This window comes from Pseudomonas sp. PDM01 (assembly GCF_014852325.1).
Classification (GTDB): domain Bacteria; phylum Pseudomonadota; class Gammaproteobacteria; order Pseudomonadales; family Pseudomonadaceae; genus Aquipseudomonas; species Aquipseudomonas migulae.
Genome location: NZ_JACVBK010000004.1, coordinates 547736 through 574061, shown reverse-complemented (window position 1 = coordinate 574061; position 26326 = coordinate 547736). Strand labels below are relative to the sequence as shown.

The 26326-nt window shown below is 59.1% G+C and carries 24 protein-coding genes; 17 read left to right on the top strand and 7 right to left on the bottom strand.

All coding sequences use genetic code 11. From position 1 onward, the window contains the following. Window positions 1-40 precede the first annotated feature (40 nt). The 6 genes from IB246_RS13325 (at window position 41) to IB246_RS13300 (ending at window position 9873) form a co-directional block, all read left to right on the top strand. On the top strand, window positions 41-1723 hold the full coding sequence (locus IB246_RS13325) for a fatty acid--CoA ligase (protein WP_008025929.1): 1683 nt from the start codon (window positions 41-43) through the stop codon (window positions 1721-1723). 337 nt (window positions 1724-2060) lie between these two features. Continuing rightward, window positions 2061-4031: a DUF1302 domain-containing protein gene (locus IB246_RS13320; protein WP_008037261.1), complete on the top strand. Its 1971-nt coding sequence runs from the start codon at window positions 2061-2063 to the stop codon at window positions 4029-4031. 28 nt (window positions 4032-4059) lie between these two features. Next, on the top strand, window positions 4060-5424 hold the full coding sequence (locus IB246_RS13315) for a DUF1329 domain-containing protein (protein WP_008037263.1): 1365 nt from the start codon (window positions 4060-4062) through the stop codon (window positions 5422-5424). 174 nt (window positions 5425-5598) lie between these two features. Further along, window positions 5599-8337, top strand: coding sequence for a LuxR C-terminal-related transcriptional regulator (locus tag IB246_RS13310; RefSeq protein ID WP_008037274.1), 2739 nt, complete (start codon window positions 5599-5601; stop codon window positions 8335-8337). A gap of 87 nt (window positions 8338-8424) precedes the next feature. Further along, window positions 8425-9066, top strand: a complete 642-nt coding sequence (locus tag IB246_RS13305; protein ID WP_008025937.1) for an MBL fold metallo-hydrolase — start codon at window positions 8425-8427, stop codon at window positions 9064-9066. A gap of 102 nt (window positions 9067-9168) precedes the next feature. Further along, window positions 9169-9873 carry an OmpA family protein gene (locus IB246_RS13300; protein ID WP_008037276.1) on the top strand — a complete coding sequence of 235 codons (705 nt, stop codon included), beginning with the start codon at window positions 9169-9171 and terminating at the stop codon, window positions 9871-9873. 257 nt (window positions 9874-10130) lie between these two features. On the opposite strand, the gene IB246_RS13295 is transcribed toward IB246_RS13300, so the two are convergent. Continuing rightward, window positions 10131-10565 carry a YhcB family protein gene (locus IB246_RS13295; protein ID WP_008025941.1) on the bottom strand — a complete coding sequence of 145 codons (435 nt, stop codon included), beginning with the start codon at window positions 10563-10565 and terminating at the stop codon, window positions 10131-10133. Window positions 10566-10709: 144 nt separating this feature from the next. Here IB246_RS13295 and IB246_RS13290 point away from each other — a divergent pair, with 144 nt between their 5' ends. The 3 genes from IB246_RS13290 (at window position 10710) to zapE (ending at window position 13904) form a co-directional block, all read left to right on the top strand. Further along, window positions 10710-11339 carry an alpha/beta hydrolase gene (locus IB246_RS13290; RefSeq protein ID WP_032832347.1) on the top strand — a complete coding sequence of 210 codons (630 nt, stop codon included), beginning with the start codon at window positions 10710-10712 and terminating at the stop codon, window positions 11337-11339. A gap of 24 nt (window positions 11340-11363) precedes the next feature. Then, entirely contained in the window at window positions 11364-12719 is a 1356-nt protein-coding gene (locus tag IB246_RS13285) for a tryptophan--tRNA ligase (RefSeq protein WP_008037280.1), read from the top strand. A 90-nt stretch (window positions 12720-12809) separates the two neighbouring features. Continuing rightward, entirely contained in the window at window positions 12810-13904 is a 1095-nt protein-coding gene (zapE, locus tag IB246_RS13280) for a cell division protein ZapE (protein ID WP_008025947.1), read from the top strand. 144 nt (window positions 13905-14048) lie between these two features. Here zapE and IB246_RS13275 read toward each other — a convergent pair whose 3' ends face one another. Further along, window positions 14049-14945: a GlxA family transcriptional regulator gene (locus IB246_RS13275; RefSeq protein ID WP_177318159.1), complete on the bottom strand. Its 897-nt coding sequence runs from the start codon at window positions 14943-14945 to the stop codon at window positions 14049-14051. 244 nt (window positions 14946-15189) lie between these two features. On the opposite strand from IB246_RS13275, the gene IB246_RS13270 reads away from it, so the two are divergent. Next, window positions 15190-16326: an acyl-CoA dehydrogenase family protein gene (locus IB246_RS13270; protein WP_008025951.1), complete on the top strand. Its 1137-nt coding sequence runs from the start codon at window positions 15190-15192 to the stop codon at window positions 16324-16326. 89 nt (window positions 16327-16415) lie between these two features. Here IB246_RS13270 and IB246_RS13265 read toward each other — a convergent pair whose 3' ends face one another. Beyond that, window positions 16416-17456: an NADP(H)-dependent aldo-keto reductase gene (locus tag IB246_RS13265; protein WP_008025952.1), complete on the bottom strand. Its 1041-nt coding sequence runs from the start codon at window positions 17454-17456 to the stop codon at window positions 16416-16418. Window positions 17457-17701: 245 nt separating this feature from the next. On the opposite strand from IB246_RS13265, the gene rplM reads away from it, so the two are divergent. The 7 genes from rplM (at window position 17702) to IB246_RS13230 (ending at window position 22590) form a co-directional block, all read left to right on the top strand. Beyond that, window positions 17702-18130, top strand: coding sequence for a 50S ribosomal protein L13 (rplM, locus tag IB246_RS13260; RefSeq protein ID WP_007905295.1), 429 nt, complete (start codon window positions 17702-17704; stop codon window positions 18128-18130). 14 nt (window positions 18131-18144) lie between these two features. Then, window positions 18145-18537 carry a 30S ribosomal protein S9 gene (gene rpsI, locus IB246_RS13255; protein WP_003228056.1) on the top strand — a complete coding sequence of 131 codons (393 nt, stop codon included), beginning with the start codon at window positions 18145-18147 and terminating at the stop codon, window positions 18535-18537. A gap of 267 nt (window positions 18538-18804) precedes the next feature. After that, a complete protein-coding gene (gene petA, locus IB246_RS13250; protein WP_008025954.1) occupies window positions 18805-19398 on the top strand; it encodes a ubiquinol-cytochrome c reductase iron-sulfur subunit in 594 nt (197 codons plus the stop codon). Next, window positions 19398-20609, top strand: coding sequence for a cytochrome b (locus IB246_RS13245; protein WP_007943720.1), 1212 nt, complete (start codon window positions 19398-19400; stop codon window positions 20607-20609). The genes petA and IB246_RS13245 overlap by 1 nt, the downstream gene beginning before the upstream one ends. After that, the gene (locus IB246_RS13240) at window positions 20609-21391 is read left to right on the top strand and encodes a cytochrome c1 (protein WP_008025956.1); all 783 of its coding nucleotides are present in this window, start codon (window positions 20609-20611) and stop codon (window positions 21389-21391) included. Before IB246_RS13245 ends, IB246_RS13240 begins: the two co-directional genes overlap by 1 nt. A 151-nt stretch (window positions 21392-21542) precedes the next feature. Continuing rightward, the gene (locus IB246_RS13235) at window positions 21543-22160 is read left to right on the top strand and encodes a glutathione S-transferase N-terminal domain-containing protein (RefSeq protein WP_007905304.1); all 618 of its coding nucleotides are present in this window, start codon (window positions 21543-21545) and stop codon (window positions 22158-22160) included. Between the two features lie 16 nt (window positions 22161-22176). Then, window positions 22177-22590, top strand: a complete 414-nt coding sequence (locus IB246_RS13230) for a ClpXP protease specificity-enhancing factor (protein ID WP_008037283.1) — start codon at window positions 22177-22179, stop codon at window positions 22588-22590. Window positions 22591-22729: 139 nt separating this feature from the next. Here the strand turns inward: IB246_RS13230 and IB246_RS13225 are convergent, their stop codons facing one another. From IB246_RS13225 to IB246_RS13210, 4 genes are all read right to left on the bottom strand, one after another. Further along, the gene (locus IB246_RS13225) at window positions 22730-23308 is read right to left on the bottom strand and encodes a BON domain-containing protein (protein WP_008025960.1); all 579 of its coding nucleotides are present in this window, start codon (window positions 23306-23308) and stop codon (window positions 22730-22732) included. After that, the gene (locus IB246_RS13220; RefSeq protein ID WP_008025961.1) at window positions 23305-23898 is read right to left on the bottom strand and encodes a phosphoheptose isomerase; all 594 of its coding nucleotides are present in this window, start codon (window positions 23896-23898) and stop codon (window positions 23305-23307) included. Before IB246_RS13220 ends, IB246_RS13225 begins: the two co-directional genes overlap by 4 nt. Window positions 23899-24002: 104 nt before the next feature. Continuing rightward, window positions 24003-24365, bottom strand: coding sequence for a YraN family protein (locus tag IB246_RS13215; RefSeq protein WP_008025963.1), 363 nt, complete (start codon window positions 24363-24365; stop codon window positions 24003-24005). Next, window positions 24365-26176: a penicillin-binding protein activator gene (locus IB246_RS13210; RefSeq protein WP_008037284.1), complete on the bottom strand. Its 1812-nt coding sequence runs from the start codon at window positions 26174-26176 to the stop codon at window positions 24365-24367. Before IB246_RS13210 ends, IB246_RS13215 begins: the two co-directional genes overlap by 1 nt. Between the last annotated feature and the right edge of the window lie 150 nt (window positions 26177-26326).

The following is a 26326-nucleotide window of genomic DNA, read 5'->3' as shown; positions in this document are numbered from 1 at the left end:
TACTTTCAGCCACGACCGTGCAGTCAGAAAAGGGATTCTTATGTTGCAGACTCGCGTTATCCCCCCAGCCGAAGGCGCTTACCAGTATCCGCTGCTGATCAAACGGCTGCTGATGTCCGGCGCGCGCTATGAGAAAACCCGCGAGATCATTTACCGCGATCAATTGCGCTACAGCTATCCGACCCTGATCGAACGGGTCGCACGCCTGGCCAACGTGCTGACGGCGGCCGGCGTCAAGGCCGGCGATACCGTGGCGGTGATGGACTGGGACAGTCATCGTTATCTGGAATGCATGTTTGCCATTCCGATGATCGGCGCGGTGATCCACACCATCAACGTGCGCCTGTCGCCGGAACAGATCCTCTACACCATGAATCACGCCGAGGACCGCTTCGTGCTGGTCAACAGCGAATTCGTCGGGCTGTACAACGCGATTGCCGGGCACCTGACCACCGTCGAGAAAACCCTGCTGCTGACCGACCTGCCGGAAAAAACCGCCGACCTGCCGAACCTCGTCGGTGAATACGAGCAGTTGCTGGCGGCCGCGAGCACGCAGTACGACTTCCAGGATTTCGACGAAAATTCGGTCGCGACCACCTTCTATACCACCGGCACCACCGGCAATCCCAAAGGCGTGTACTTCACCCATCGGCAACTGGTGCTGCACACCATGGGCGTGTCGACCATCATGGGCGCCATCGACAGTGTGCGGCTGTTGGGCACCAACGACGTGTACATGCCGATCACCCCGATGTTCCATGTGCACGCCTGGGGCTTGCCGTATGTGGCGACCATGCTCGGGCTCAAGCAGGTTTATCCGGGGCGCTACGATCCCGAATACCTGGTGGAGCTGTGGCGCAAGGAAAAGGTCACCTTCTCGCATTGCGTACCGACCATCCTGCAGATGGTTCTCAACGCCAAGGCGGCGCAAGGCACCGACTTCGGCGGCTGGAAAATCGTGATCGGCGGCAGTGCATTGAATCGTGCGTTGTACGAAGCCGCCAAAGCCAAAGGCATTCAGCTGACCGCCGCGTACGGCATGTCGGAAACCGGCCCGCTGGTTTCCTGTGCGCACCTCAACGATGAGCTGATGGCGGGCACCGAAGACGAACGCACCACGTACCGGATCAAGGCCGGCGTGCCGGGGCCTTTGGTGGAAGCGGCCATTGTCGACACCGACGGTAACTTCCTGCCCGCCGATGGCGAGACCCAGGGTGAATTGGTGCTGCGTGCGCCGTGGCTCACCGAAGGCTATTTCAATGAGCCGCAGAAGGGCGCCGAGCTCTGGGCCGGTGGCTGGCTGCACACCGGGGACGTGGCGACGCTGGACAGCATGGGCGTGATCGACATTCGCGACCGGATCAAGGACGTAATCAAGACCGGCGGCGAATGGATTTCCTCCCTGGACCTGGAAGACCTGATCAGTCGCCATGCAGCGGTACGCGAAGTAGCAGTGGTGGGCATTGCCGATCCGCAGTGGGGCGAACGCCCGTTTGCCTTGCTGGTGATCCGCGAGGGCCATGTAATCGGGGCCAGGGAACTCAAGGAGCACCTCAAGCCATTTGTGGAACTGGGGCACCTGAGCAAGTGGGCCATCCCGAGCCAGATCGCCCTTGTTACTGAAATTCCCAAGACCAGTGTCGGCAAACTCGACAAGAAGCGAATTCGCCTCGACATCACTGAATGGCAAGCCAACAACAGCACCTTCCTCTCGACGCTTTAAGCGTCTTCCGGCGTGCCCGAAATGGCACGCCAGCCCCACCAAGCAAGCGCTTGGCTTGTGAAATCAGAATTTTCAGCCATCATTCCCGTGCCGACAGGTGTCGGCTTGGCGAAAGGACTGTTCCAGAGTGGCCGGCAGCTGCAAATCACACTTTAGAGGGATCAAGCAGTACTACCTGCTGGCTATAGTCCGCTCAAGGATTTTTAAGAACGGGGCACACGCACAAAACGGGGCGATGCAACTTTGGAGTGAATTCGGAATGCCTTGGCTTCCGGTCAACCACAGCGTTTTTAAAAGTACTCAATGCCATAACAATAATGCACATGGAGTAGCGTCGATGACATCAGTAAACCAGTTCTGGCGCCGGGCAAAACTGCCTCTGGCTGTCAGTCTTGCCTCTTCGCTCGCCGGGCCCGCATTCGGCGTCAGTTTCAACGTTGGTGAAATCGAAGGTCAGTTCGACTCATCCCTGTCGATTGGTGCCAGTTGGTCTACCGAGAGTGCCAACAAGAACCTCATCGGCGTAAACAACGGTGGCCGTGGCCTGTCCCAGACCTCCGATGACGGCCACTTGAACTTCAAGAGCGGGGAAACCTTCTCGAAGATCTTCAAAGGCATCCATGACCTTGAATTGAAATACGGCGACACCGGCATCTTCGTCCGGGGCAAATACTGGTATGACTTCGAACTCAAGGACGAAGACCGTCCGTTCAAGGACATCAGCGACAACAACCGCAAGGAAGGCGCCAAGTCCTCCGGCGGGCAAATTCTCGACGCCTTCGTCTACCACAACTACTCGGTTGCCGATCAGCCGGGTTCCGTGCGTCTGGGCAAGCAGGTAGTCAGCTGGGGTGAAAGTACGTTCATCGGCGGCGGCATCAACTCGATCAACCCGATCGACGTTTCCGCGTTCCGCCGTCCAGGTGCCGAGATCAAGGAAGGCCTGATCCCGGTCAACATGTTCTACGTGTCCCAGAGCCTGACCGAGAACCTTTCCACGGAAGCGTTCTATCAACTGGAATGGGACCAGACCGTTACCGACAACTGCGGTACGTTCTTCTCGCAACCGGACGTGATTTCCGATGGCTGCGATAACAACCTGGCCGTACTGCGGACCCGTAACGGGCTCAACAACTCGTTGGCGGCCGCTCGTTTGCCAGCCGCCTCGCGCAACGCGGTCCTCAACACGCTGGCTGCCAGGGGCGTGAACTGGGGTAACCCGGACGAAGGCGCGATCGTTCGTCGTGGTCCGGATCGCGATGCGCGTGACAGTGGCCAGTTCGGCGTGTCCTTCAAGTACATGTTCGAGCCGCTGGACACCGAATTCGGTGCCTACATGATGAACTACCACAGCCGTGCGCCGATTTTCAGCGGCAAGGGGGCTCCGGCGAGCGCCTATAACGCACAGGCACTGGGTGGCGCTCTGACTGGCGCACTGGTTGGCACTGGCATTCCGCTGGGAACCGCGGCTGGCATCGTGGGTGGCGCGAACGGACTGGCGGCGCAAACCCTGCCATTGGTGGTGGCGGGTAACTCCAGCTACTTCATCGAATACCCGGAAGATATCCGGCTTTATGGCCTGAGCTTCTCCACCACGTTGCCTACCGGCACCGCCTGGAGTGGTGAGTTCAGCTACCGTCCGAACGCACCGGTACAGCTCAACACCACCGACATCCTCTTTTCCGGCCTGACGCCACTGAACCCGAGCGTTTCCGTGCTGCAAGGGCAGCCTGGTGCGGATCAGCATGGCTATCGTCGCAAGGAAGTGTCTCAACTGCAGACAACCTTCACTCACTTCTTCGATCAGGTGATGGGTGCCGAGCGACTGACGTTGGTGGGCGAGGTTGGCTGGACTCACGTCGGCGGCCTGGAAAGCACTTCGAAAGCCCGTTACGGACGTGACCCGAGCTACGGCCCAGGTCCATTGCCAAACGGTCAGTGCCAGGCATTGAACGCTTCGACCCTGGCAGGCGGTCCGCAAAACAACGTCAACCGCTACTGCGAAAACGATGGCTTCACCACGACTGACTCCTGGGGCTATCGCGCTCGTGCGATCTGGGAATACAACGACGTGATCGCCGGTGTGAACTTCAAGCCGAACATCGCCTGGTCCCATGACGTCGACGGTTACTCACCTGGCCCTGGCGGCAACTTCGAGGAAGGTCGCAAAGCGGTCAGCCTGGGTCTCGATGCCGAGTACCAGAACACCTACACCGCGTCCCTGGCCTACACCAACTTCTTTGACGGCAAGTACACCACCGTGGATGACCGCGACTTCGTTGCGCTCAGCTTCGGCGTGAACTTCTAAGCACTGCATTTTCAGGACGAACACACCTATGAAAACAACAAAGAGTCTGTTCAACGCTGGAGTTCTGGGGCTAACGCTGCTGGCGACCAGTGTGATGGCAGCGGTCCCTGCGGCCGAAGCGGACAAGCTGGGCAAGAGCCTGACGCCAATGGGCGCCGAGATGGCGGGCAATGCTGACGGTTCGATTCCAGCCTGGAAGCCGATGGCGAAGAACGCCGGCACCGCCGACGCCAAAGGTTTCCTGTCCGACCCGTTCGCCAGTGAAAAACCGCTGTTCACCATCACGGCGCAGAACGTCGATCAGTACAAGGACAAGCTTGCTCCAGGCCAGTACGCGATGTTCAAGCGTTACCCGGAAACCTTCAAGATGCCGGTTTACCCGTCCCATCGCGGCGCGACCGTGCCGGATGACGTGTTCGCTGCCATCAAGAGAAACGCCACCGCCACGGAACTGGTGTCCGGCGGCAACGGGCTGAAAAACTTCGAGACAGCCGTACCGTTCCCGATTCCAAAGAGCGGCGTTGAGGTTATCTGGAACCACATCACCCGTTATCGCGGTGGCAGCGTGACCCGTCTGGTGACCCAGGCCACCCCGCAGCCGAACGGCTCGTACAGCTTGGTGTACTTCCAGGATCAGTTCGTATTCCGCGACAAGATGAAGGATTACGATCCGGCGAACCCGGGCAACATCCTGTTCTACTTCAAGCAGGAAGTGACCGCGCCTGCACGTCTGGCCGGTGGTGTGCTGCTGGTGCACGAAACCCTCGATCAGGTGGCGGAACCACGTTCGGCGTGGGTCTACAACGCCGGTCAGCGTCGTGTGCGTCGTGCTCCGCAAGTGTCTTATGACGGGCCGGGTACCGCGGCGGACGGCCTGCGTACCTCCGACAACCTGGACATGTACAACGGTGCACCGGATCGTTACGACTGGAAGCTCGAAGGCAAGAAAGAGATGTACATCGCCTCCGACAGCTACAAGCTCGACGATCCGAAGCTGAAGTACGCCGACATCATCAAGGCCGGTCACATCAACCAGGACCTGGCTCGTTACGAGCTGCGTCGGGTCTGGCATGTGGTTGCAACCCTGAAGGAAGGTCAGCGTCACATCTACGCCAAGCGTGACTTCTACATCGACGAAGATACCTGGCAAGCAGCGGTCATTGATCACTACGACGGTCGCAATCAACTCTGGCGTGTAGCGGAAGCTCACTCCCAGAACTACTACAACGTTCAAGTGCCTTGGTACACCCTGGAAGCCCTCTACGACCTGCAGTCCGGCCGTTACCTGGCACTGGGCATGAAGAACGAAGAGAAGTCGGCATACAACTTCGGTTTCACTGCCACCACCAGCGACTTCACGCCGGCGGCATTGCGTCAGACCGGGGTTCGTTAACCTGAACTGAACAGAGGCCGCATCCTCGAAAGAAGCCCCGACTGGTTCGGGGCTTTTTTTTGTTCGTAGACTTTTTGTAGCCATTTGTAGCAATAACCTTCATTACCTCTTCGTTTACCGCTAGTCTGCGGACATCTGCAACGCCGCCAACAGCATTTCAAACAAGAGCCGGCCATGACTGATCTGTCCCCACTCCCGGGCCATGCAAGCGTTACCGTCGCAACATTGGACGGGCGTTTTTATCGGCCTCCGCTGCCCGACGGCCATGTGCTGCGGCCTCGTTTATGCGAGCGCCTCAGTGCCGGTCTCGGTGGCCGGCTGCTGCTGGTCAGCGCGCCGGCGGGGTTTGGCAAGAGCTCATTGGCTGTGGAGTTCTGTCAGGGGCTGCCGGCGCATTGGCAAAGTCTCTGGCTGGGGTTGAGTCCGCGGGACAACGATCCAGGCCGTTTTCTGGAGCGATTGCTCGAAGGCCTTCAGGACTTTTTTCCGCAGTTGGGCCGCCAGTCTCTGGGGCTGCTGAAAATGCGTCAGCGGCATCAGCCGTTTGCTTTTGAAGAATGGCTGGACGGTTTGCTCGATGAGTTGGCCGTGCACCTGTTGCCGACAGCGCCATTGCTGCTGGTCCTCGATGACTATCATCTGGCCCAGGGGCCGGTGCTCGATCGTTGCCTGCAGTTTTTCCTCAATCACCTTCCCGACGGCTTGCTGGTGATGGTCACCAGTCGCCAGCGTCCGGACTGGCATCTGGCGCGGCTGCGGTTGTCGCGACAATTGCTTGAGTTGCATGAGCAGGATCTGCGCCTGACCCACGACGAAGCCTTGACCCTGCTCGATCGGCACAGCAGTTCGTTGCGTGGCGAAGCACTGGAAAACCTGATCCAGCGCAGTGAAGGCTGGGTTGCCGGCTTGCGTTTCTGGTTGCTGGCGGCTTCCGAAGCGGGTTCCGACGGTGCGTTACCCCAGTCCCTGCACGGTGGGGAAGGGCTGATTCGCGATTACCTGCTTGAAGAAGTCATCGATTGCCTGCCCGCCGAGGTGCAGTCGTTCCTCTATGACACGGCCCCTCAAGAGCGTTTTTGCAGCGAGCTGTGCGATGCCGTTCGCGAAGCGCATGACAGTGCCGAGATCCTGCGTTTTCTGCTTGCGCACCAAGTGTTCCTCGTACCGCTGGACGAACATGGCCACTGGTACCGCTATCACCATCTGTTTTCCGACCTGCTGCGTACCCGGCCAACCTCACAGGCGATGGTGCCGGCAGCCAGCCTGCATCTGCGCGCGTGTCGCTGGTTCAATGCCCAGGGCCTGCTCGATGAGGCGGTGGAGCAGGCGTTGCGCGCCGGGCATCTGGATGTCGCGGCCAACCTGGTGCAGAACCTTTCGGAAGAGCAATTGCTGGCGGAACAGAATGTCGGCATGTTGCTGCGCTGGAAAATGGACTTGCCCGACAGCCTGCTGATCAGCACGCCACGGTTGATCGTGCTTTACAGCTGGGCCTTGGGGCTGGCCTGTCAGCTCGACGCCGCCGAAGAGTTGGCCAATCATCTGAGCCGCTTCCTGCCGGCGCCGTCGGCCACTGCGCAGAAATCCATGCTGGCGCAATGGCTGGCATTGAGCGGGATCATTGCCCGCGGGCGCGGCAACCGCGAATTGACGCTGCTGTATTGCACCGAAGCGCTGGAAAGCCTGCCATCGAAACGCTACGGCCAGCGCCTGATGTGTCTCTCGACCCTTTCCAACCTGGCCATTGCCGACGGCGACTTGTGGCGTGCCCGTGGTTTGAACCGCGACTCGCTTGAACTGGCGCAACGGGTGGGCAATCCGTTGTTCGAAGCGCTGGCCCATTACGACCGGGCGCGCGTGTTGCAGGCGCGAGGGGAAATCCTGCGCTCGCTGGACGAAGTCCGTCAGGGACTGCAACGCCTGCAAGGGTTGTCGCCGCAGCGGCTGTATGCCGTGCGCGCTCGATTGACCTTGTACGAAGGATTTCTGCTGGCCCTGCGCCTGCAACCACAGACCGCGCGGCTGCGTTTGCAGGCCGGTTTGACTGAGGCCCGAGCCTGTCGCGACATCAGCGTCCTGATCGGCCATTGCGTTATTGCCCGGCTCGAAGGCAGCAGCGGCGAGTTCGCCAAGGCCTTTGCCGAACTCGCCGAAGCCGAACGGCTGATGCACATCTGGGACGTCCCGCCGATTTACTACCTGGCGATGATTACCCTGGTCAAATGCGAACTCTGGCTGGCCCAGGGCCGCACCGATCTGGCCGAAGCCTGGCTCGCACGACTGGGCCAGACCTACAACGGCGAAACGCCTGCGGCACCGCCGGAATTCCATCCGCAACTGCCACTGCATATCGAGTTGCAGCAGGCCTTGCTTGAGGTCATTCAGGCGCAGCCGATGCTGGCCGAAGGGCGATTGAATGCGTTACTCGAGCATGGTCAGCAAACCGGTCGGCAGTTGCTCAGTGTGATGGCGCTGACACAAAAAACCGAACTGCTCCTTGCGCACAACCGCGAGCCTGAAGCCCGGCAGTCCTTCGCTCAGGCCCTTGAAGCGGCCAGTGGCGGCGCGCTGCAGCCTTTTGATGGCTTGTTGAATAAATGCCCTGACTGGCTTCGCGAGCAACTGCAGAACTGCGCGAAAGCGACGGTATCGCAGAGCCTGTCGGAGCGACTCCCCGTTATCGCTGCGCGCCTTGCTCCGGAGCCCTCACAAGCCTGCGAGCAACTCAGTTCCCGCGAACTGTCGGTTCTGAAACTCATTGCCCAAGGCTGCTCGAACCAGGAAATCAGCGATCAGCTGTTCATTTCCCTGCACACGGTTAAAACCCACGCCAGCCACATCAACAGCAAGCTCGGGGTTGAACGGCGAACGCAGGCGGTGGCACGGGCCAAGGCATTGGGAGTGTTGGGCTGACGTAGTGTGACGATACACAGGCGGTCAATGGCTGGATGCAATTGTGTGCGAAAATCCCCCGTCCCCGTTTTTATCGAGCATGCCCCGATGTCCCAACAACCGACCCTCATCCGCGAAACCTTCCCCGTAGGCCCGTTGCAGTGCAACTGCACGATCATCGGCGATCCGGTGACGAAGAAGGCCATCGTGGTCGATCCGGGCGGCAATCACGAATTGATCCTCGCCCGGCTCGATGCCCTGGGTCTGAAGGTTGTCAGCATCATCCATACCCATGCGCACCTCGATCACTTCCTGGCCTCCGGTCAGTTGAAGGAGAAAACCGGCGCGACCCTGCACTTGCACAAAGAGGATCAGTTCCTCTGGGACAATCTGGAGATGCAATGCCAGATGTTCGGTGTGCCTTACACGCCGGTTCCATCGCCGGATCGCTGGTTGGCCGACGATGAAGAACTCGCCTGCGGTTGCGGCGTGGCGTTGCACACGCCAGGTCATACGCCGGGTTCCATGAGCTTTTGGTTTTCAGAGGCTAAGCTGCTGATTGCCGGTGACACGTTGTTTCGTCGCGGGGTAGGGCGCACGGATTTGTGGGGTGGCGATCAGGCGACCATCGTGCGTTCGATCAAACAGCGCCTGTACACCCTTGATGAAGACGCAACGGTGGTGACCGGTCATGGTCCGGATACGCGTCTGGGTGATGAAATGCGCGACAACCCTTTTGTGCGGGCTTAAGGGGATCGACGGAATTTTCTGCGCCCGAAATGATCAAACGCCCGCAAAGAACCAATGCCTAAGACCCGTTGCATCCCAGAATGCAAAAAGTAGGAGCTCTTCATGTTCACCAAGCAGCGTTTGATTATTGTCGCTACGGCTGTGGCCTTGTTGTCAGGCTGCGCCTCGCCCAACCCATATGACAGCAGCCAGGGGCAGGCCGACGGTGGTTCCACGGGCATGAGCAAAACCGCCAAGTACGGCGGCCTCGGCGCTCTGGCGGGTGCGTTGGCCGGTGCCGCCATCAACCACGATAACCGTGGCAAGGGTGCGCTGATCGGCGCCGCCGTAGTGGGTGCTTCGGCTGCCGGTTACGGTTACTACGCCGACCAGCAAGAGAAAAAGCTGCGCGCCAGCATGGCCAACACCGGTGTTGAAGTGCAGCGCCAGGGCGATCAGATCAAGCTGATCATGCCGGGCAACATCACGTTCGCCACCGATTCGGCGAACATCGCTTCCAGCTTCTATCAGCCGCTGAACAACCTGGCCGGTTCGCTCAAAGAGTTCAACCAGAACCAGATCGAAATCGTTGGCTACACCGACAGCACCGGCAGCCGTCAGCACAACATGGACCTGTCCCAGCGTCGTGCGCAGAGCGTGGCGACTTACCTGACGTCCCAAGGTGTCAGTGGTGCCAACCTGTCGGCGCGCGGCGCCGGGCCGGATAACCCGATTGCCAGCAACGGTGACGTCAATGGCCGGGCACAGAACCGTCGCGTCGAGGTCAACCTCAAGGCGATTCCGGGTCAAGAGTATCCACAGCAGTAAACGCAGCCCCTTTACCCACCTGACTGAACCCCAGGCGTAAAAAAAACCGCCCGATCCTAAACAGATCGGGCGGTTTTTTTGTGTCGCCAGTTCTGGCCCCTTCGCGGGCAAGCCCGCTCCCACAGTGACCGAGTCGCTTGATAGGTACGCGATCCCTGTGGGAGCGGGCTTGCCCGCGAAGGGGCTATTGGATCAGCAACAAAAAAGCCCCCGGACAATCACTCGTCCGAGGGCTTTGTGTATCGCGCGAAACCTGATTACTTCTTCAGGCCGTAATGCTCATCAAGCATGCCCGGCGCGTTCGGGGCTTTGGGGGCGTAGTCGCGAGGCGGCTCCTGATTGCGCGGTGGCGTCAGGCGTTCCCGTGGGGCCGCTGCCGCGTCGGCGTGCAGCGAAGCCAGCAGGCGTTGGCGGGTTTGCTCGTCCAGGGCCAGGCGGTTGGCACCCTCGGCGAGGTGATCCTGCACTTCCTGATAGCTCTGAGTCAGTTTCTTGACCAGGTTTGCAGTGCTGTTGAAGTGGGTAACCACCTCGTTCTGATAACTGTCAAAACGTTCCTGAATGTCATCCAGCTGACGTTGGGTGCTGCTCGGCGCGGCGTTCGGCACCAGGCGAGCGATCAGGAATCCAATGGCGACACCCACAACCAGGGCAAGAGTCGGCAACAACCAAACTAAGAGCGAGTGTTCCACGAGTCCTTCCTCTATAAACGGCTTTGCTTTACGTTAACGGCTCGAACCTGCGCTGTATACCGCGATTCACTCGCAATACATCGGCACAGACAATTTGCTAGACGAGTCGACCCGATTCGAGGTCACGGAGTTCCTTCCTTGCTTATGCGCGAAACCCCTGTAGTGATTGACGGCCCGGTCGGGCAATTGGAAGCACTTTACCTGGATATCGAGCAGCCGCGCGGCATCGCGCTGATCTGCCACCCGAACCCGGTGCAGGGCGGCACCATGCTCAACAAAGTGGTCTCGACCCTGCAGCGCACCGCGCGCGATGCCGGTTTGATTACCTTGCGTTTCAATTACCGTGGCGTCGGTGCCAGCGAAGGCTCGCACGACATGGGGACCGGCGAAGTCGACGATGCCCAGGCAGCGGCCGCATGGCTGCGCGCCAAACATCCTGATTTGCCGCTGACGTTGTTCGGTTTCTCCTTCGGCGGTTTTGTTGCAGCAAGTCTCGGCGGACGCCTGGAAGCGCAGGGCGAACAGCTCAAGCATTTGTTCATGGTGGCCGCTGCTGTCACCCGGCTCAATGGTTACAACCTGCTGCCGGTGAACTGCCCGCTGACCCTGATCCAACCGGAAACCGATGAAGTCATTGACCCGCAAGCCGTCTACGACTGGTCCGAGAAACTCGATCGTCCCCATGAGCTGCTGAAAGTGGCAGAATGCGGACACTTTTTTCATGGCAAGCTGACCGATCTCAAGGATCTGATCCTGCCGCGTCTTTCGAATTGATTGAAGTCTGACAAGCGATTACCCATGACGACTCGTACCCGTATCCTCACCGGCATCACCACCACCGGCACGCCGCACCTGGGCAACTACGCCGGCGCCATCCGCCCGGCGATCCTTGCCAGCCGTGACAGCAATGCCGATTCGTTCTACTTCCTGGCCGACTACCACGCCCTGATCAAATGCGATGACCCGCTGCGCATCCAGCGTTCGCGTCTGGAAATCGCCGCGACCTGGCTGGCCGGTGGCCTGGATGTGGACCGCGTGACGTTCTATCGCCAGTCCGACATCCCGGAAATCCCGGAGCTGACCTGGCTGTTGACCTGCGTTGCGGCCAAGGGCTTGCTCAACCGCGCCCACGCCTACAAGGCTTCGGTGGACAAGAACGTCGAAACCGGCGAAGACCCGGATGCCGGTATCACCATGGGCCTGTACAGCTATCCGGTGCTGATGGCCGCGGACATCCTGATGTTCAACGCACACAAGGTGCCGGTCGGTCGTGACCAGATCCAGCACGTGGAAATGGCCCGGGATATCGGTCAGCGTTTCAACCATCTGTTTGGCCAGGGCAAAGAGTTCTTCACCATGCCCGAGGCGCTGATCGAAGAAAGCGTCGCGACGCTGCCCGGCCTCGACGGTCGCAAGATGTCGAAGAGCTACGACAACACCATTCCGTTGTTCAGCAGCGCCAAAGAGATGAAAGACGCGATCTCGCGGATCGTCACTGACTCCCGTGCGCCGGGCGAAGCCAAAGATCCAGACAATTCGCACCTGTTCACGCTGTTCCAGGCCTTTGCCACCCCGGCGCAGTCCGACGAATTCCGCAGCGAACTGTTGCAGGGTCTGGGTTGGGGCGAGGCGAAAAATCGTCTGTTCCAACTGCTCGACAGTGAACTGGGCGAGTCCCGCGAGCGTTATCACCAATTGATCGAACGCCCGGCTGATCTGGAAGACATCCTGCAAATCGGTGCGAAAAAGGCCCGTGCCGTGGCGACGCCTTTCCTCAACGAGCTGCGTGAAGCGGTCGGCTTGCGTTCTTTCGTGGCCCAGACGCAAGTCGCGGCGACCACCAAGAAGAAAGCCGCGAAAGCTGCGCGTTTTGTCAGCTTCCGCGAAGACGACGGCAGTTTCCGCTTCCGCCTGCTGGCGGCCGATGGCGAGCAACTGCTGCTGTCGCGCAACTTTGCTGACGGTAAAACCGCTGGCCAGGTGACCAAGCAACTGCAAGCGGGCCAGCCTCTGGACGTGCGCAATCAAGACCTGAGCTTCAGCGTCTGGCTGGAAGGCGAATGCGTGGCCGATAGCCCGGCGTTCGCCGACACTGCGGCCCGTGACGTTGCCATCGACGCTTTGCGGATTGCGCTGACGCCGGTTCAGGAATAATCAACGGCTCGGTCCGACCAAGGGCCGATTGCCATTCCCACGGGCCATCGCTACAGTGACGGCCCGTTTTTGTTGCCTTGCTAACGAATTATGACGCCCCTAGAACGATATCAAGCTGATCTGAAACGCCCGGAATTCTTCCATGACGCCGCGCAGGAAACCGCCGTGCGCCATTTGCAGCGCCTGTACGACGATCTGGTCGCGGCCTCGCAGAACAAACCGGGCCTGCTCGGCAAACTGTTTGGCAAGAAAGAACAGGCGCCGGTCAAGGGCCTGTATTTCTGGGGCGGCGTAGGTCGCGGCAAGACTTACCTGGTCGACACCTTCTTCGAAGCGCTGCCGTTCAAGGAAAAGACCCGGACTCACTTCCACCGCTTCATGAAGCGTGTGCACGAAGAGATGAAGACCCTCGGTGGCGAGAAAAACCCGCTGACCATCATCGCCAAGCGCTTCTCCGACGAGTCGCGAGTGATCTGTTTCGATGAATTCTTCGTTTCCGACATCACCGACGCGATGATCCTCGGCACGCTGATGGAAGAGCTGTTCAAGAACGGTGTGACCCTGGTTGCCACTTCGAACATCGTCCCGGACGGTTTGTACAAGGACGGCTTGCAGCGTGCGCGCTTCCTGCCGGCCATCGCGCTGATCAAGCAGAACACCGAGATCGTCAACGTCGACAGCGGCGTCGACTATCGTCTGCGTCACCTCGAGCAAGCGGAGCTGTTCCACTTCCCGCTCGATGAGGCGTCTCACGAAAGTCTGCGCAAGAGCTTCCGTGCGCTGACGCCGGAATGCACGGCGGCCATCGAGAATGATGTGCTGATCATCGAGAACCGCGAAATCCGTGCCTTGCGCACCTGCGATGACGTGGCCTGGTTTGACTTCCGCGAACTCTGCGACGGCCCACGCAGCCAGAACGATTACATCGAACTGGGCAAGATCTTCCACGCCGTGCTGCTCAGCGGTGTCGAGCAGATGAGCGTCACCACCGACGACATCGCCCGACGCTTTATCAACATGGTCGACGAATTCTACGACCGTAACGTGAAGCTGATCATTTCCGCCGAAGTCGAGCTCAAAGACCTTTACACCGGCGGTCGCCTGAACTTCGAGTTTCAGCGCACCCTCAGCCGTCTGCTGGAAATGCAATCCCACGAATTCCTGTCCCGGGCTCACAAGCCGTAGGAAATTTCGGAAAATGAAAAAGGCCTGCAATTGCAGGCCTTTTTTGTGCGTTGCAGATCCCCTGTAGGAGCACGGCTTGCCGGCGATGGCTATCTCAAGGACGCCATCGCCAGCGAGCTGTGCTCCTACAGGGTTTGCGGGGTTTTACGCCGCTTGCTGAAACTGCTGCCGATACTGGTTCGGCGACAACTCGGTGTGCTGGCGGAACAGCCGCGCGAAGAAGCTCGCATCGTCGTAACCGACTTCATAACTGATGGTCTTGATGCTCTTGCGGCTGCCGGACAGCAAGCCCTTTGCCGTTTCAATGCGCAGGCGTTGCAGGTAATGCAGCGGCTTGTCGCCGGTGGCGGTCTGGAAGCGGCGCATGAAGTTGCGGATGCTCATGCCGTGCTCGCGGGCAACGTCCTCGAAGCGGAACTTGTCGGCGAAGTGCTCTTCGAGCCAGTGCTGGATCTGCAGAATGATCACGTCCTGGTGCAGCTTCTGGCCACCGAAACCGATGCGTCCCGGCGAGTAGCTGCGTTGCACTTCATAGAGAATGTCGCGGGCCACGGCCTGGGCCACGTTGGCGCCGCAGAAGCGCTCGATCAGATAGATATAGAGATCGCACGCCGACGTGGTGCCGCCGGCGCAATAGAGGTTGTCGGCGTCGGTCAGGTGCTTGTCCTGATTGAGATAAACCCTCGGGAAACGCTCGGCAAAGGCATTGAAGAAGCGCCAGTAAGTGGTCGCTTCCTTGCCGTCGAGCAGCCCGGCTTCGGCGAGCCAGAACACCCCGGTGGCCTCTCCGCACAGTACCGCGCCGCGCGCATGCTGCTGGCGCAACCACGGCAGGATCTGTGGGTAACGTTGGCAAAGGGTTTCGAAATCGTCCCAGAACGCCGGGAGGATGATGACGTCAGCGTTTTCCAGGCCGCCGTCCACCGGCATGATCACGTCGCTGAAGCTGTTGACCGGTTTGCCGTCGGGGCTGACCAGGCGCGTTTCGAACGCCGGTGTCAGGCCCTGGCCCAGTTGTTTGCCGTAACGCAGACTGGCCAGGTGGAAGAAATCCTTGGCTTGCATGAGGGTGGAAGCGAAAACCCGGTCGATAGCCAGGATGCTGACGCGCCGCAAGGGCGTGGAGACTTGGTTAGACATAATTCAACTTTATTCTTATAGGGGAAAGTGGTCACCAGACGGCTGGATCGTCTTATTTTTTGTCGGATGTGTCCAGTGTCCTGTATCGGAAGCGAGGCTTAGTCTCTGAAGGTCTATTCCTTCTAACAATAACGACAGGTGCCGCATGATCCCCAGAACCTTGTTCAGTTCCGAGCACGAACTTTTTCGCGACAGCGTGCGAACCTTCCTCGAAAAAGAGGCCGTGCCGTTTCATGGGCAATGGGAAAAACAAGGCTATATCGACCGCCAACTCTGGAACAAGGCAGGGGAGGCGGGGATGCTCTGTTCACACCTGCCGGAAGAGTACGGCGGGCTGGGAGCGGATTTTCTCTACAGTGCGGTGGTGATCGAAGAGGTGGGGCGTCTGGGGCTGACCGGGATCGGTTTTTCCCTGCATTCCGACATCGTCGCGCCTTACATCCTGCATTACGGCAGCGAAACGCTGAAACACAAATACCTGCCAAAACTGGTGTCCGGCGAGATGGTCACCGCGATTGCCATGACCGAGCCGGGTGCCGGTTCCGACCTGCAAGGGGTGAAAACCACGGCGGTGCTCGATGGCGATGAATATGTGATCAACGGTTCGAAGACATTCATCACCAACGGCTATCTCGCGGACCTGGTGATTGTCGTGGCCAAGACCGATCCGAAGGCCGGCGCGAAGGGCACCAGCCTGTTTCTGGTCGAGGCCGACACGCCGGGTTTTGCCAAGGGCAAGCGCCTGGAAAAAGTCGGCATGAAAGCGCAGGACACCTCGGAGCTGTTCTTCCAGGATGTTCGCGTGCCGAAAGAAAACCTGCTGGGCCAGGCCGGGATGGGCTTCGCGTATCTGATGCAGGAATTGCCGCAAGAGCGTCTGACGGTTGCTGTTGGCGGGCTGGCATCGGCTGAGGCTGCGCTGCAATGGACGCTGGAATACACCCGCGAGCGCAAGGCGTTCGGCAAGGCGATTGCCGACTTCCAGAACACCCGCTTCAAGCTGGCGGAGATGGCGACCGAGATCCAGATTGGCCGGGTCTTCGTCGATCGCTGCCTGGAGTTGCACCTGCAAGGCAAGCTCGATGTGCCGACGGCGGCGATGGCCAAGTATTGGGGCACGGACCTGCAATGCAAGGTGCTCGACGAGTGCGTGCAGTTGCATGGCGGCTACGGGTTCATGTGGGAATACCCGATCGCCCGGGCGTGGGCGGATGCGCGGGTGCAGCGGATTTATGCCGGCACCAACGAAATCATGAAGGAGATTATTGCGCGGTCACTGTAGGAGCCGGCTTGTCGGCGATTGAAGCGACGCGGTTTTGGCTGTAACCGCGTTGTCCCAATCGCCAGCAAGCCGGCTCCTACAAGTGCGGGTTACGGTGCTGGATTCGGGTGATCCTTGTGGATCGCCTCGATCCCTGCCAGCACTTCATCGGAAAGTTTCAACTCGAAGCTGGCAATGTTGCTGTCCAGCTGTTCCAGCGTCGTCGCGCCGATGATGTTGCTGGTCACGAACGGTTGCTGCGTCACAAACGCCAAGGCCATTTGCGCCGGGTCCAGACCGTGCTCGCGGGCCAGCGCCACGTAACGGCTGCAGGCGGCTTCCGACTGTGGATTGAAATAGCGGCTGAAGCGGCTGTAGAGGCTCAGGCGACCTTTCGGCGGACGCGCGCCACCTTCGTACTTGCCCGACAGGAAACCGAACGCCAGCGGCGAATAGGCCAGCAGGCCGCACTGTTCGCGGATGGCGATTTCCGCCAGGCCGACTTCGAAGCTACGGTTGAGCAGGTTGTACGGGTTCTGGATCGACACTGCACGCGGCCAGCCACGGGCTTCGGCCAGCGCCAGGAAACGCATGGTGCCCCACGGTGTTTCGTTGGACAGGCCGATGTGGCGGATCTTGCCGGCCTTGACCTGTTCGTCCAGCGCTTCGAGGGTGTCCTCCAGCGGGGTCAGGTTCGCTTCGCTCTTGTGTTTGTAGCCCAGTTGACCGAAGAAATTGGTGCTGCGCTCCGGCCAGTGCAATTGATAGAGGTCGATGTAGTCGGTCTGCAGGCGCTTGAGGCTCGCATCCACGGCTTCGGTGATGTGCTGGCGGTTATGGCGCAGGTTTTTGTCGCGGATGTAGTCGATGGTGTTGCCGGGGCCGGCGATCTTGCTGGCCAGGATCCAGTCGGCGCGATCACCGCGGCTTTTGAAGTAATTGCCGATATAGCGCTCGGTGGTGGCGTAGGTTTCGGCTTTCGGTGGTACCGGGTACATCTCGGCGGTGTCGATGAAATTGATCCCGGCGCTTTTGGCCCGTTCAATCTGTGCGAAGGCTTCAGCTTCACTGTTTTGCTCGCCCCAGGTCATGGTTCCGAGGCAGATGGCGCTCACGTTCAGATTGGTTCGGCCTAGCTGTCGATAATCCATCAGGTGCTCCTTGGGCAAAACAATCATAAAAGCAGGTTGAAATATTTTTCGCAATCTGCATAATTGCGCACCTCTTTCTGCAGTGGAAGTGATGCGCCGCCGCCGAAGAATCTTGCCGTTGAACGGACGCGCCGACCCGAGCCCCCGAAAGCGTCTGTATCCGGCTGCCTTTGACTTGTCAAAGTACGCACTATTCAGTAAGATCCGCCGTCTAATTTACAGGGCGGCCCCTGAGGCTATAAAGAATGAAAACTTTTACTGCTAAACCGGAAACAGTACAGCGCGACTGGTTTGTCGTCGACGCTGCAGGTCAGACCCTGGGTCGTCTGGCCACCGAAATCGCGAGCCGTCTGCGTGGCAAGCATAAAGCTGAGTACACTCCTCACGTTGACACCGGCGATTACATCGTCGTTATCAATGCCGAGCAGATTCGTGTAACCGGTGCTAAAACCACCGACAAAATCTACTACTCCCACTCCGGTTTCCCGGGCGGCATCAAGTCGATCAACTTCGAAAAGCTGATCGCTAAAGCCCCTGAGCGCGTGATCGAGACCGCGGTCAAAGGCATGCTGCCTAAGAACCCGCTGGGTCGCGACATGTATCGTAAGCTGAAAGTCTATGCGGGCGCTGTACACCCTCATACTGCTCAGCAGCCCCAAGAACTGAAGTTTTAACGGAATAGTTCATTATGTCGGCGACTCAAAATTACGGCACTGGCCGTCGCAAGACCGCAACCGCACGCGTTTTCCTGCGTCCGGGTACTGGTAACATCTCCATCAACAACCGTTCGCTGGATAATTTCTTCGGCCGCGAAACTGCCCGCATGGTAGTTCGTCAGCCGCTGGAATTGACTGAGACTGTCGAGAAGTTCGACATCTACGTCACCGTGATCGGCGGTGGTGTAAGTGGTCAAGCTGGCGCAATCCGCCACGGCATCACTCGCGCTCTGATGGACTACGACGAAACCCTGCGTAGCGCTCTGCGCAAAGCTGGCTTCGTTACCCGCGACGCCCGTGAAGTTGAACGTAAGAAAGTCGGTCTGCGTAAAGCGCGTAAGCGTCCGCAGTACTCGAAGCGTTAATTCGCTTTCACGTTCAAAAAGAACGCCCAGTTTCCTCACGGAGCTGGGCGTTTTTTTATGGGTGCGATTTATCAAAGAATTGCTCTGTGACAACTTGCCACATCCGCAGAGCCCCTATACTACAAGGCTTGGCAGTGGAGCCCTTCGGTAATTACCTTGTCAGAATTGGGGCTTTTCATTACCATTCGGCAAAATTTTTATAAGTACATAGTTTTACTTAGTAGATGCCTGATTTAACAGGCCACAAAGCTGATGGGAGAGGACTGAATGAGCAATGACGGCGTGAATGCAGGCCGGCGTCGCTTCTTGGTAGCAGCCACATCCGTGGTGGGTGCTGCAGGAGCGGTGGGGGCTGCGGTCCCGTTCGTGGGGTCATGGTTTCCCAGTGCCAAGGCGAAAGCCGCAGGTGCACCGGTGAAAGTGAATGTCAGCAAAATCGAGCCAGGCCAGCAGATGATTGCTGAGTGGCGCGGTCAGCCGGTGTTCATTGTCCGCCGTACCGAGGAAATCCTGGGGAATCTGAAAAAGATCGAGGGCCAGCTGGCTGACCCGACCTCCAAGAACTCGACACAACCGACCTATGTCGACCCGGTTACGCGTTCGATCAAGCCAGAGGTTCTGCTGCTGATCGGTATCTGTACGCACTTGGGTTGCTCGCCGACCTTCCGTCCCGAAGTGGCACCTGCTGATCTGGGCAAGGACTGGGTAGGCGGCTATTTCTGCCCGTGCCACGGTTCCCACTACGATCTGGCTGGCCGCGTCTACAAGTCGCAACCTGCGCCTTTGAACCTGCCAGTTCCCCCGCATTCCTATGAGACCAATGAGATTATTGTCATTGGCGTCGATACGGAGAAAGCGTGATGAGCAAGTTCATGGATTGGGTTGATGCGCGCTTTCCCGCGACCAAAATGTGGGAAGACCATCTCAGCAAGTACTACGCCCCGAAGAACTTCAACTTCTTCTACTTCTTTGGTTCCCTGGCGCTGCTCGTTCTGGTCAACCAGATCGTTACCGGTGTCTGGCTGACCATGAGCTACACCCCGTCGGCGGAAGAAGCGTTTGCTTCCGTCGAATACATCATGCGCGACGTCGAGTACGGCTCGATCCTGCGTCTGCTGCACTCCACCGGCGCTTCGGCGTTCTTCATCGTGGTTTATCTGCACATGTTCCGTGGCTTGCTCTACGGTTCGTATCAGAAGCCGCGTGAGCTGGTGTGGGTCTTCGGCATGCTGATCTACCTGGCGCTGATGGCGGAAGCCTTCATGGGTTACCTGTTGCCGTGGGGCCAGATGTCCTACTGGGGTGCCCAGGTGATCATCTCGCTGTTCGGTGCGATCCCGGTTATCGGTAACGACCTGACTCAGTGGATCCGTGGTGACTACCTGATTTCCGGTATCACGCTGAACCGCTTCTTTGCCCTGCACGTTGTTGCCCTGCCGATCGTGATTCTCGGTCTGGTGGTGCTGCACGTTCTGGCGCTGCACGAAGTCGGCTCGAACAACCCGGACGGCGTGGACATCAAGAAATACAAAGACGAAAACGGCGTACCGCTGGACGGCATTGCCTTCCACCCGTACTACACCGTGAAAGATATCGTCGGCGTGGTGGTGTTCCTGTTCATCTTCTGCTCGATCGTGTTCTTCTTCCCGGAAATGGGCGGCTACTTCCTCGAGAAGCCGAACTTTGAAGTGGCGAACGCGTTCAAGACCCCAGAGCACATTGCTCCGGTCTGGTACTTCACACCGTTCTACGCGATTCTGCGGGCGGTTCCGGACAAGCTCCTGGGCGTTATCGCCATGGGTGCGGCCATCGCCGTACTGTTCGTCCTGCCATGGCTGGACCGTAGCCCGGTCAAGTCGATGCGCTACAAAGGCTGGTTGAGCAAAATCTGGCTCTGGGTGTTCTGCATCTCGTTCGTGATTCTGGGCGTGCTGGGTGTTCTGGCGCCGACTCCAGGCCGTACGTTGCTGTCGCAGGTGTGTACTTTCCTGTACTTCGCCTACTTCATTCTGATGCCTTTCTACACCAGGCTCGAGAAGACCAAACCGGTTCCGGAAAGGGTGACTGGCTGATGAAAAAGCTATTTGCTGTACTGATTCTTGCTGCTTTGCCTGTACTGTCCTTCGCTGCCGAGCACGGTGGTCCTGAGTTGGAAAAGGTCGACATCGACGTTTCCGACAAGGCCGCCATGCAAGATGGCGCGCGTACATTCGCCAACTACTGCATGGGCTGCCACAGCGCCAAGTTCCAGCGCTACGAGCGTGTTGCCGACGATCTGGGCATTCCTCACGATCTGATGCTGTCGAAGCTGGTGTTCACTGGCGCCAAGATCGGCGACCACATGAGCATCGGCATGCAGCCGGCTGACGCCAAGACCTGGTTCGGTGCTGCACCGCCTGACCTGACCCTGGTGGCTCGTGTTCGCGGTACGGACTGGCTCTACGGCTACCTGAAGTCGTTCTACGAAGATCCGTCGCGTCCTTGGGGCGTGAACAACAAGGTCTTCCCGAACGTGGGCATGCCGAACGTCCTGGTGGGCCTGCAAGGTCGTCAGGTCGTCGGTTGCAAACAGGTCCAGATCGTCGAAGACGGCAAGAAGCAATATGATCCGCTGACCGGTACCGCGCTGACTCATGAAGCGTGCGATCAGCTGACCATCGTGCCGAAGAGCGGTGCTCTGACCGAAGAGCAGTTCGATGAGAAGGTCAAGAATCTGGTAACCTTCCTCGCTTACTCGGCTAACCCGGTTAAGCTGCAGCATCAGCGCATTGGTACCTACGTCTTGCTGTACCTGGCGTTCTTCTTCGTATTCGCCTACTTGCTCAAGCGCGAATACTGGAAAGATGTGCACTGATAAAGTTTCAAGCAATTGCTGTTAATCGCGCGCGCCCAAGGGCGTCTCTGAAGGTGTAACGAGTCTGGTTTATCCAGGCGTTACGGGAGACGCCCTCTGGGCGCGCTCGTTTTTCCGCTTCCGATAATTTCAACAAGCGAGGAGGACCGCCATGGGCGTGACCAATCGGTTGGCCTGTTACTCCGACCCCGCCGACCACTATTCCCACCGAGTGCGCATCGTACTTGCAGAGAAGGGTGTCAGCGCCGAGATCATTTACGTGGAAGCTGGCCGCCAGCCGCCTAAACTGATTGAGGTGAACCCTTACGGAAGCCTGCCCACCCTGGTCGATCGTGACCTTGCGTTGTGGGAGTCGACCGTGGTGATGGAATATCTGGATGAGCGTTACCCGCATCCGCCTTTGCTGCCGGTTTATCCAGTGGCGCGTGCCAACAGCCGTTTGCTGATTCATCGTATTCAGCGTGACTGGTGTGGTCTGGTGGATCTGATCCTGGATTCGCGGACCAAGGAAGCTGCCCGTGTCGTTGCTCGTAAAGAGCTGCGCGAAAGCCTGACTGGCGTGTCGCCGCTGTTCGCCGACAAGCCGTTTTTCCTCAGCGAGGAACAAAGTCTGGTGGATTGCTGCCTACTACCAATACTCTGGCGTTTGCCGATTTTGGGTATTGAACTGCCACGGCCCGCCAAGCCGTTGCTTGATTATATGGAGCGCTCGTTTGCGCGTGAGGCTTTCCAGGCAAGTCTGTCTGGCGTCGAACGCGATATGCGCTAAGGCTTAAGGAGCCGCTATGAACTCCAGTCGACCTTATCTGGTCCGCGCGCTCTACGAGTGGATTGTGGACAACGATTGCACCCCGCACATGCTGGTCAATTCCGAGTATCCGTCGGTGCAGGTGCCTCAGGGTTTTGCCAGTGACGGACAGATTGTCCTGAACGTATCGCCGGCCGCCGTGCGTCATCTGCACATGGATAACGAAGCGGTCAGCTTCGAGGGACGCTTCGGTGGCGTGCCGCACACCCTGTACGTGCCTATCGCATCGATCCTGGGCATTTACGCCCGGGAGAACGGTCAAGGCATGGTGTTCGATCTGGAATCGCCTATGGAAGACGAGGAAGAGATCGAGCCGGATGATGATCTGCCGCCGCCGGACAGTGAGCCGCCGCGCCCAAGCGGTCGGCCAAGTTTGAAAGTGGTGAAGTAATAAAAAAGGCGATCCGAAAGGATCGCCTTTTTTATTACTTGTAGGAGCCAGGCTTGCCGGCGAAGGCGTCCTCGAAATCGCCTTCGCCGGCAAGCCGTGCTCCTACAGGTCGAGGGCGGTCTCTAGATCGCCGCTAGTATCAGTCGATGTACTCAAATAACTTCACAATCTTCTGTACCCCGGAAACGCCCTGCACCAGATTGGTCGCCTGGGCGGCTTCCTGCTTGGTCAGCAGGCCCAGCAAATAGACGATGCCGTTTTCAGTGACAACCTTGATGCGCGAGCCCGGGATGTTCGGGTCGGTGAGCATCTGGGTTTTGATCTTGGAGGTCAGCCAGGTGTCGTTCTGGCGGGCGAGGAAACCGGAGGGTGGCAGCACCTGCAGTTCGTTGTGCACCGTTTTCACGCGCTGCACGGCGGCAGCGGCCTGTTCGGCCTTGGCCTTGAGGTCGGCGCGCGGCGTTTGGCCGGCGAGCAGTACGACGCCGTTGAAGCTGGTGACGACGATGTGCGAATCGTTGTCCAGGGCCGGATCGGCCTTGGCGATGTTCACGCCGACTTTGGTGTCGATCAGAGAGTCGTCGATCTTGCTGCCTAAGGTGCGTGTGCCGCGATCATCATCGATCGGCGCTTCACGGCTGGCATTCACCACCGAGGTGCAGCCGCTGATGCCGAGGCACAGGGTCAAGGCCAGAAGGCCTAGGCGATTAGGGGTCATTCTTCACTCCCGAACAGTTGGCTGTCGATCAAATCGCAAAGGCAATGGATCGCCAGCAGGTGGACTTCCTGAATACGTGCGGTGACGTTGGCCGGTACGCGAATCTCGACGTCCTCGGGCAATAGCAGCGACGCCATGCCGCCGCCATCGCGGCCCGTCAATGCTACGACAATCATTTCGCGATCATGTGCGGCCTGGATCGCTTGAATAATGTTCGCCGAGTTGCCGCTGGTGGAAATCGCCAGCAGTACGTCGCCCGGCTGGCCGAGTGCGCGGATCTGCTTGGAGAAGATTTCGTTGTAGCTGTAGTCGTTGGCGATCGAGGTGATCGTCGAACTGTCGGTGGTCAGTGCGATGGCCGGCAGGCTCGGGCGCTCACGTTCAAAGCGGTTGAGCAGCTCGGACGAGAAATGCTGGGCATCGCCCGCGGAACCGCCGTTGCCGCAGGAGAGCATTTTGCCCTCGTTGAGCAGGGCGTTGACCATCACTTGGCTGGCTTGCTCGATGTGCGGTGCAAGTACGTCCATCGCCATTTGCTTGGTGTCGATACTGGCCTGAAAAAGCTGGCGAATTCGGGATTGCATGTCCATCTGTGTGACCTTAATTAGCGCGGCTACTCGGCACATGAATGTGCAGCCCGCAAAGCAAAGAGCAAAATTGTCGGGTGAAAGTGTCCGGTTCGGGACGCACGCGATCAGCTGTCGAAGGCATTCTGCAGCCAGTTCAACTGATCGAGGCTGCTGTCGATGGCAACCACGTCGAAACGGCAAGGGGAATTGGCCCAACGCGACTCGCGCTGAAGAAAATACTGCGCGGCAAAAATCAGTTTCTGCCGTTTGCGCTCATCGATGCTATCGAGCGCGCCACCCCATTGAGTGTTTTTTCTGTAGCGAACTTCAACGAATACTACTGTATCGCCATCAAGCATGACCAGATCAAGCTCGCCGCGTTTACACAACCAGTTCTGCGCCAGCAGGCGCAGACCCTGTTGTTGCAGATGCTCGAGCGCATGGCGCTCGGCATCTTTACCACTTTGCTGGCGTGACCGGTCAGGCATCAGCGCGGGGTGTCCGGCAGGCGTTGAACCTGGCCGTTGGCGAACTGTGCCCACGGCAACTGGCGCACGACGCGCTGGTTCTGAGTCATGCCCAGGCTGCCCGATTGACCTTCGATGCGGCTGTCCGGCAGCGCCTTGAGTTGCCCCAGGCGCGGAGCCAGGCGGTAGGCGTCGACGCCCATCGCATACAAACGACCCAGGCTGCCGGCGGCTTGTGGCCATTGTGTGGTCACTTGCTTGCGCAGCGGATCATTGGCGTCCAGCAACCATGGGGTTTCGCAGAAGCGAATGCCGTTCATGTCGTTGTACTGGTTCACGTCGCCGCTGGCACTGAATACGTGGGAGGTGGCATAAACCGGCACATCGCCTGCGTATTGGAAGTTCAGGGTCGGTTTGATCTGCTGGGCTTGCTGAGGTGTGGCGGCCAGGAAGATGAACTCGATGTCCTGGCGACGCGAAGGCTGGGCAGCGACCTGCGAACCGACGGTGCTTTGCAGGCTCTTGGCACGACCTTCGCTCTGGCGCAGCTGGAACATGTCGGCAATCTGCTGGGCCAGTTGCACTGGCTGATCAACGCGCTCGGTGGCAACGATGCTGCCGCCGTTTGCCTGCCAGTCCTGGCTGAACGCCCGGAGTACGCGGTCGCCCCATTCACCTTTCGGCACCATGATCGCGGCGCGATGCAGGCCATCGGCGCGAGCGCGACGGGACACTTCGCGGGCTTCGTCTTCAGCGGCAAGGCCGAACTGGAACAGCTGGGCCGGGCCTTGTTCGCCTTCGCTGTAGTTCAGCGCCAGGGTTGTGATCGGCAGTTGTGGGCGAGTGCTGAGCTGTTTGACCAGTGGTTTTTCCAGCGGACCGACGACCAGTTGCACGCCATCGGCTTGAGCCTTGCGATAGAACTCGTCAAGGGAAGTCAGGCGCGAGCTGTCATAGAACTCGATGGCAGGCGGCTTCTGGCCGGCCTGTTGAGCCTGGTAGTGCGCAGCCATGAAACCTTCGCGAAGCGCTTTGCCGACCGATGCCAGCGGGCCGTCTTGCGGCAGCAGCAGGGCGATCTTGCTCAGAGGCTGGCTGGCCAGTTCCTTGAGTTTGGTCAGTGACAGCGGCAACTGAATGGCGGCCGGGTGTTTAGGGTTCTGGGCGCGCCAGTTGTCGATCGCAGCTTGTTGTTGCTCAAGCGTGCCGGCCGTTTTAACCGCGAGCGCCAGGCCCATCCAGCCACCGAGGTCGTCCTTGGTGGTTGGTTGCAATTGGTCGGTTGGCAGCGAAGCGATCAGGGTCCAGATCGCTTCGTGGTTTTTGCCTGCCGCTTCACCGCTCAACATCGGCGCGATGAAAATACGCTCCCGTGCGGCGGCGAGGGTCTGGCCATCGGCCTCAAGGGCGCGAGCGTGCACGGTGCCGGTGCGAATCTGTTGTTCTTCCGGCAATTCACCCAGGCGTTGCAGGCTTGGATGGCTCAAAGCGGTCAGCGCCGCTTTCGGCTGATTGCGGGTCATGGCCAGTTCAGCCGCCAGCGTGTTGGCGAAGACCTGTTGGCCTGGCTTGAGTTGCTCGACCGGCACTTGTTGCAGGATTTGCGCGGACTGGCCGGCATTGCCCTGGCGATAAGCGAGGTCGGCCGCGCTCAGGCGAAACAGCGCGGCTTGTTCCGGCGTTTTGCTTTTGGCGGCCTGATCGAGCAGTTGCTCGATACTGGCATCCGGGGTCCGTGGAAGTTCGCCAAGGCTGGAAGAGGGCGAGCTGGCGCAAGCCGCCAGCAAGGCAGCGAGGCAGAGGGCAGTGAACAGCCGCAGGCAAGCGATCATGTAGTGTTCCTGATACTCGATCAAATAAGCGTGGAATTGTACCCAAGCACTGGCCGGGGCGCGATGCTACTGGCGTGAATCGATCAATTTAGCTCGTACAAATGTTCCAGCACTGCACCGTAGCCTGAAAAACCCGGGGTTGCTTGCGCG

Coding starts and splice junctions, on each gene's coding strand:
- IB246_RS13325 (WP_008025929.1), top strand. CDS start 41: ATGTTGCAGACTCGCGTTATCCCCCCAGCCGAAGGCGCTTACCAGTAT.
- IB246_RS13320 (WP_008037261.1), top strand. CDS start 2,061: ATGACATCAGTAAACCAGTTCTGGCGCCGGGCAAAACTGCCTCTGGCT.
- IB246_RS13315 (WP_008037263.1), top strand. CDS start 4,060: ATGAAAACAACAAAGAGTCTGTTCAACGCTGGAGTTCTGGGGCTAACG.
- IB246_RS13310 (WP_008037274.1), top strand. CDS start 5,599: ATGACTGATCTGTCCCCACTCCCGGGCCATGCAAGCGTTACCGTCGCA.
- IB246_RS13305 (WP_008025937.1), top strand. CDS start 8,425: ATGTCCCAACAACCGACCCTCATCCGCGAAACCTTCCCCGTAGGCCCG.
- IB246_RS13300 (WP_008037276.1), top strand. CDS start 9,169: ATGTTCACCAAGCAGCGTTTGATTATTGTCGCTACGGCTGTGGCCTTG.
- IB246_RS13290 (WP_032832347.1), top strand. CDS start 10,710: ATGCGCGAAACCCCTGTAGTGATTGACGGCCCGGTCGGGCAATTGGAA.
- IB246_RS13285 (WP_008037280.1), top strand. CDS start 11,364: ATGACGACTCGTACCCGTATCCTCACCGGCATCACCACCACCGGCACG.
- zapE (WP_008025947.1), top strand. CDS start 12,810: ATGACGCCCCTAGAACGATATCAAGCTGATCTGAAACGCCCGGAATTC.
- IB246_RS13270 (WP_008025951.1), top strand. CDS start 15,190: ATGATCCCCAGAACCTTGTTCAGTTCCGAGCACGAACTTTTTCGCGAC.
- IB246_RS13265 (WP_008025952.1), bottom strand. CDS start 17,456: ATGGATTATCGACAGCTAGGCCGAACCAATCTGAACGTGAGCGCCATC.
- rplM (WP_007905295.1), top strand. CDS start 17,702: ATGAAAACTTTTACTGCTAAACCGGAAACAGTACAGCGCGACTGGTTT.
- rpsI (WP_003228056.1), top strand. CDS start 18,145: ATGTCGGCGACTCAAAATTACGGCACTGGCCGTCGCAAGACCGCAACC.
- petA (WP_008025954.1), top strand. CDS start 18,805: ATGAGCAATGACGGCGTGAATGCAGGCCGGCGTCGCTTCTTGGTAGCA.
- IB246_RS13245 (WP_007943720.1), top strand. CDS start 19,398: ATGAGCAAGTTCATGGATTGGGTTGATGCGCGCTTTCCCGCGACCAAA.
- IB246_RS13240 (WP_008025956.1), top strand. CDS start 20,609: ATGAAAAAGCTATTTGCTGTACTGATTCTTGCTGCTTTGCCTGTACTG.
- IB246_RS13235 (WP_007905304.1), top strand. CDS start 21,543: ATGGGCGTGACCAATCGGTTGGCCTGTTACTCCGACCCCGCCGACCAC.
- IB246_RS13230 (WP_008037283.1), top strand. CDS start 22,177: ATGAACTCCAGTCGACCTTATCTGGTCCGCGCGCTCTACGAGTGGATT.
- IB246_RS13225 (WP_008025960.1), bottom strand. CDS start 23,308: ATGACCCCTAATCGCCTAGGCCTTCTGGCCTTGACCCTGTGCCTCGGC.
- IB246_RS13220 (WP_008025961.1), bottom strand. CDS start 23,898: ATGGACATGCAATCCCGAATTCGCCAGCTTTTTCAGGCCAGTATCGAC.
- IB246_RS13215 (WP_008025963.1), bottom strand. CDS start 24,365: ATGCCTGACCGGTCACGCCAGCAAAGTGGTAAAGATGCCGAGCGCCAT.
- IB246_RS13210 (WP_008037284.1), bottom strand. CDS start 26,176: ATGATCGCTTGCCTGCGGCTGTTCACTGCCCTCTGCCTCGCTGCCTTG.